This window comes from Streptococcus orisratti DSM 15617 (assembly GCF_000380105.1).
Taxonomy (GTDB): Bacteria; Bacillota; Bacilli; order Lactobacillales; family Streptococcaceae; genus Streptococcus; species Streptococcus orisratti.
The window spans coordinates 1-5,257 of sequence record NZ_KB904516.1 but is presented as its reverse complement, the minus strand read 5'-3'; the positions used below and the strand labels follow the sequence as shown (position 1 = coordinate 5,257).

7 protein-coding genes are annotated in these 5,257 nt (G+C 39.8%); 5 read left to right on the top strand and 2 right to left on the bottom strand.

Annotated elements, in window-relative coordinates; all coding sequences use genetic code 11:
• The coding region (locus A3I7_RS13840) for a helix-turn-helix domain-containing protein (RefSeq protein ID WP_018376841.1) at positions 1-165 on the bottom strand (165 nt) is incomplete at its 3' end.
• A 409-nt stretch (positions 166-574) separates the two neighbouring features.
• On the opposite strand from A3I7_RS13840, the gene A3I7_RS0111215 reads away from it, so the two are divergent.
• The 5 genes from A3I7_RS0111215 (at position 575) to A3I7_RS0111195 (ending at position 4,851) form a co-directional block, all read left to right on the top strand.
• A complete protein-coding gene (locus A3I7_RS0111215) occupies positions 575-892 on the top strand; it encodes a MazG-like protein (protein WP_018376840.1) in 318 nt (105 codons plus the stop codon).
• Between the two features lie 405 nt (positions 893-1,297).
• Positions 1,298-3,247 carry a threonine--tRNA ligase gene (gene thrS, locus A3I7_RS0111210; protein ID WP_018376839.1) on the top strand — a complete coding sequence of 650 codons (1,950 nt, stop codon included), beginning with the start codon at positions 1,298-1,300 and terminating at the stop codon, positions 3,245-3,247.
• A 134-nt stretch (positions 3,248-3,381) separates the two neighbouring features.
• Positions 3,382-3,795 carry a helix-turn-helix domain-containing protein gene (locus tag A3I7_RS0111205; protein WP_018376838.1) on the top strand — a complete coding sequence of 138 codons (414 nt, stop codon included), beginning with the start codon at positions 3,382-3,384 and terminating at the stop codon, positions 3,793-3,795.
• Positions 3,792-4,217, top strand: coding sequence for a hypothetical protein (locus tag A3I7_RS0111200; RefSeq protein ID WP_018376837.1), 426 nt, complete (start codon positions 3,792-3,794; stop codon positions 4,215-4,217). The genes A3I7_RS0111205 and A3I7_RS0111200 overlap by 4 nt, the downstream gene beginning before the upstream one ends.
• Before the next feature lie 184 nt (positions 4,218-4,401).
• Positions 4,402-4,851 carry a helix-turn-helix domain-containing protein gene (locus A3I7_RS0111195; RefSeq protein ID WP_026217243.1) on the top strand — a complete coding sequence of 150 codons (450 nt, stop codon included), beginning with the start codon at positions 4,402-4,404 and terminating at the stop codon, positions 4,849-4,851.
• A gap of 128 nt (positions 4,852-4,979) precedes the next feature.
• Here A3I7_RS0111195 and A3I7_RS0111190 read toward each other — a convergent pair.
• Positions 4,980-5,257, bottom strand: a 278-nt coding sequence (locus tag A3I7_RS0111190; protein ID WP_018376835.1) for an IS630 family transposase, incomplete at its 5' end; no start/stop codon positions are given.

The following is a 5,257-nucleotide window of genomic DNA, read 5'->3' as shown; positions in this document are numbered from 1 at the left end:
GGATGTACTAGAGTTCTCTTTTATCACCCTATTTCTCCGAACTTCTTTTGAGATTGTGGACGGGTCTTTTCCTAACTTAGCTGCTATAGCTGAGAAGGGCTTAAGTTGTTCAATTCCTATTTGAATATCGTTGCGATCAGAGAGAGTTAAGTGTTTGTTTTTCATTGTCAGTTACCAACTTGTCCCATAGTAAGTTCTACCTTATTTTTTTGTCTCAGTCTAATTTCCAGTTTTGGTGTTAGACTAGAATTTACTTTGAGAATTTAGGTATTCATAGTTATCATCAGAAAAAAGCGAAAAAATCTTGAAAAATATTTCTATCATGTTATAATAGCATACGAAGACATGTTGAGTTAAATCACTTCTTTAGAGCGAGCGTCGGTAGGTGAGAAGGACGCAGGTAAATTTAGCTTAATACTCCTTCCAAGTTTTTATGCAAACATAAAACGGTGGCTACGATATAGCCGATCTGAGGTGTCAGTAAGTTTCTTTACAGTACACGAATGAAGGTGGAACCACGTTGCGACGTCCTTTCGGGGAGGTCGCTTTATTTTTTACAAAAAGAGAGGCTTCAATGTTAACAGATGAACTCATTAGTCGCAGCACAGCGATTCGACAGGCTTATCATGAATTAGAAATCAAGCATCATGATTCTAAATGGACGGTAGAAGAAGATCTCTTGGCTCTTAGCAATGATATTGGCAATCTCCAACGTCTAGTGATGACCAAACTGGGTCGTTACTATGATGAAACCCCCTATACTTTGGAACAAAAATTAGCTGAGAATATTTGGTGGCTGCTGGAATTAGCTGACCGTTTGGATGTAGATATTCAGACAGAAATGGAAACTTTTCTGTCTGAGAAGGAAAAGCAGCTGCATATTGACGACTAAGTAAACTAATTATCACTATTTTCACTGAATAATAGGAGCGACAAAGTCTCCAATTGTAGTAACGAAATGGCTTGGTCAGCAGCTGTTTGCATGCCGACCACTAAGAACCTGTATTCACAGTTCAGCACTTTCATCTAAGGCTAGTTTTTTTCGCTACTCATCGTTAGTTTTTTTCAAAATACAGTCAGTATTCCTCAAAAAACCACCTTGATTAGCAAAAAAACTATCTCTTATGTAAAAGCACTTTACTTGTGGATATAGGTTCAAGTAAACAGACAAAAATTTATAGAAAGGAACTGAACCCGCTTGGAAAACTCGAAAAAAGATTAACTTCCTAGGAAATCCTGACTTCCTATCAGTTTCTTCTTTTTCAGTCGTTTTCTTGTCGGACTTGGTATCTCAATTATGATAAATATTACTTTCCCAGATGGCGCTGTGCGTGAATTTGAATCTGGTGTAACAACTTTTGATATTGCACAAAGCATTAGCAACTCTCTCGCTAAGAAAGCTTTGGCTGGTAAATTGAATGGAAAATTGATTGACACGACACGTGCGATCACAGAAGATGGCAGCATTGAGATTGTCACGCCTGACCATGAGGATGCTTTGCCAATCTTGCGTCACTCAGCTGCTCACCTCTTTGCCCAAGCTGCGCGCCGTCTTTTCCCCGATATTCATCTGGGTGTCGGTCCAGCTATCGAAGATGGGTTCTATTACGATACGGACAATCAAGCAGGGCAAATTTCTAATGAAGACCTTCCCCGTATCGAAGAAGAAATGAAGAAAATTGTCAAAGAAAACTTTCCTTCTATTCGTGAAGAAGTGACCAAAGACGAAGCGCGTGAGATTTTCAAAAACGACCCATACAAATTGGAACTCATTGAGGAACATTCAGAAGATGAAGGTGGTCTCACCATCTACCGTCAGGGTGAATACGTTGACCTTTGTCGTGGTCCACATGTGCCATCGACAGGTCGTATCCAAGTCTTCCATTTGCTCAATGTGGCGGGTGCTTACTGGCGTGGAAATTCTGACAATGCCATGATGCAACGGATTTACGGAACAGCTTGGTTTGATAAGAAAGATCTTAAGGCTTATCTTCAAAGACGCGAAGAAGCCAAAGAACGTGATCATCGTAAACTTGGTAAAGAACTTGATCTCTTCATGATTTCACAAGAAGTTGGACAAGGCTTGCCTTTCTGGCTACCTAATGGTGCAACTATTCGTCGCACACTAGAACGCTACATTGTGGACAAGGAAATTGCTGCGGGCTACCAACACGTTTATACGCCACCAATTGCCTCTGTTGACCTCTACAAGACATCTGGGCACTGGGATCATTACCGTGAAGATATGTTTCCAACTATGGACATGGGTGACGGTGAAGAATTTGTCCTTCGTCCAATGAACTGTCCACACCACATCGAGGTTTACAAACACCATGTGCATTCTTACCGTGAATTGCCAATTCGTATCGCTGAAATCGGTATGATGCACCGCTATGAAAAATCTGGTGCCCTGACTGGTTTGCAGCGTGTGCGTGAAATGTCATTGAATGATGGTCATACCTTTGTGACACCAGAGCAAATCCAAGACGAATTCAAACGTACACTACAACTGATTATTGATGTTTACGAAGATTTCAACTTGACCGATTATCGCTTCCGTCTGTCATACCGCGATCCTAAAGATACGCACAAATACTATGACAACGACGAAATGTGGGAAAATGCCCAAGCCATGCTCAAAGCAGCCATGGACGATATGGAATTAGATTACTTTGAAGCAGAAGGCGAAGCAGCCTTCTACGGTCCAAAACTCGATATTCAAGTGAAAACAGCCCTTGGTAACGAAGAAACTTTGTCAACCATTCAGTTGGACTTCCTCTTGCCAGAACGCTTTGACCTCAAATATGTCGGTGCTGACGGAGAAGAACACCGTCCAGTCATGATTCACCGTGGCGTTATCTCAACTATGGAACGCTTTACTGCCATCCTGATTGAAAACTACAAGGGAGCCTTCCCAACTTGGTTGGCACCGCAACAAGTCACTGTTATCCCAATCTCAAATGAAGCTCACATTGACTATGCTTGGGAAGTCGCTAAAACGCTTCGTGACCGCGGTATCCGTGTAGAAGTGGATGAACGCAACGAAAAAATGCAGTACAAGATCCGTGCCAGTCAAACCCAAAAAATCCCTTACCAACTCATCGTTGGTGACAAAGAAATGGCAGATGGCACTGTTAACGTACGCCGCTACGGCAGCAAACAAACGCATACTGAAAGTATGGCAGATTTTACAGAAAATATCTTAGCTGATATCGCAAGAAAATCAAAGCCTGCTGATGCTGAATAAGAAAGAGAAGAAGTCCATGTGGCTTCTTTTTTGCTATGATTCTTAACAAAAATTCCTTATTTTGCCAGCGAAACTTGCTTGAAAGTTGGATAAAAACGCTCTATAATGGCTTTAAGAAAAGAGGTAGGAAAAGTATGATTAGTGAAACGATTCTTCAATTGAGAAAAAAGTTAGGCTATTCTCAGGAAACATTAGCTGAAAAGTTAGGCGTATCCCGCCAAACCCTTAGTAAATGGGAATTGGGAGAGAGTTTGCCAGATATCATCTCTTCGAGCCGTTTGGCAGAAATTTTTGACATCAGCTTAGATGAACTGATTAATGGAGATGTCCCTTCTTTTGCTGCTAAGCCCAAAGAGGGGAAGTATATCTTTGGAACAGTAACGGTTGGTGAAAAGGGACAAATTGTCATTCCCGCACGAGCGAGAAAACTATTTAATATCAAAAAAGGCGATAGGCTTATGGTTTTAGGAGATGTCAATCAAGGCTTAGCCTTATTGAACAGCGATTTCTTTGTTCAAGCTTTTGAAGAAATGGGGATACTAAAATGAAAAAATTAACAGTCTTTGGGATTGGCTTTACCTTGTTCATGTTTTTTCTGAATCTGATTGGCTGTTATGATTTTGTCATGGTGATGACCCACAATCAAGCTTATTTAGCAGAACATTATAAGCCAGCTATTGAGACTTACTTTAGCCACTATCCTATCCTCTTTTTGATATTATGGATAAGCAATTTATTGAGTGGGATATTGACTCCAGTTTTCTATCTTTTCAAAAGCAAATCAGTCTTTATCTTGGCTGGGATCGCCTTTTGGGCAGATGCCATACTAATACTATTGACCAGTCTTTTTAGGAATCGTATTCAGCTTTTTGGCTGGCAATTCGTTTTTGATTTGCTCATTTTAAGCTTGTTTGGTGTCTATTATATGTATTTGCGTAAGGGAAAGTCAAAATCAGAAAAGAGAAACTGAACTGTGCGGTCCCTCAAAACTGAATTTAGGAAGCCTAACCGAGGGAGGTAGTTCAAGATTAGATTGGCTTTAGTCTCTCTTTAGGGCAATTTGAATATCGGTGTTTTTGGCTAAAAGCCTATTATTTTCTTGACAATTCTTACCTAAAATGATAAGTTTAGTTTGTAATGAACTAAAGGAATTAATGATGGAAGAGCAAAAACTAAAAGATATTGAAAAAATCACCAATGCCTTCATGCAGCTGGATTATGCACGTACACCTTCAAGTATTTTAGCCTATCTCATGCTGGAAGAAGAAGATAGTGTTACTTTTAATAAGATTATTGAGCAGCTTGGTCTGTCAAAAGCTAGCACCAGCACAGGTCTTCGTTTTCTGGAGAATAAAGGGATGATCAGCTATCACAGTCGCTTGAACTCAAGAGAACGTTTTATTCACCTCAATCCTATGGGGATTGTGACTTGGTTAACTTCCAGGATGTCCGTCATTGAAGAAATGAAGAATCTGTTTACTGAGCTGGCTGATTACCATGCTTCTGCTTATGGAGAGCAATTTAGAACCCTTGCCCATCTCTATGATAAGATAGATGCTGCTGTTAACCAAGTTTTAGATGATTTTGATAAAGGAGGAGTCTAGGATTTTCTTTTACTATTTTAGTTCAATTAGCTCGGAACAAAAAAACAAACAAAGGAGGTCTTCACTAATGAAAGAAAATGATGCTATTTTGAAACGGCAAGATTATAAAATTAAGTTTAATAATATAGTTAATTGAAACAAGAGCAGGACAAAAGTGCCTCAAGAAAAGTATCGCAATTTGGCAATACTTTTCTGAGGTGTTTTTTGATTTGAGCCCATGTTTTCTCAATGGGATTATACTCAGGTGAGTAAGGAGGAAGTGGTAAAAGTCTATGCCCCTGCTCCTTGCATAACTCTTTTAGCTTACTCATCCTATGAAACCTTGCATTGTCCATAATGATAACAGCTGGTTTATCTAAAGTGGGGAGTAAGAATGTTTTGAACCAAGCCTCGAAAAAGTCACTAG

Bases quoted from the DNA above. Each gene is read 5' to 3' on its own strand.
- A3I7_RS0111215 (WP_018376840.1), top strand. From the start codon at position 575: ATGTTAACAGATGAACTCATTAGTCGCAGCACAGCGATTCGACAGGCT.
- thrS (WP_018376839.1), top strand. From the start codon at position 1,298: ATGATAAATATTACTTTCCCAGATGGCGCTGTGCGTGAATTTGAATCT.
- A3I7_RS0111205 (WP_018376838.1), top strand. From the start codon at position 3,382: ATGATTAGTGAAACGATTCTTCAATTGAGAAAAAAGTTAGGCTATTCT.
- A3I7_RS0111200 (WP_018376837.1), top strand. From the start codon at position 3,792: ATGAAAAAATTAACAGTCTTTGGGATTGGCTTTACCTTGTTCATGTTT.
- A3I7_RS0111195 (WP_026217243.1), top strand. From the start codon at position 4,402: ATGATGGAAGAGCAAAAACTAAAAGATATTGAAAAAATCACCAATGCC.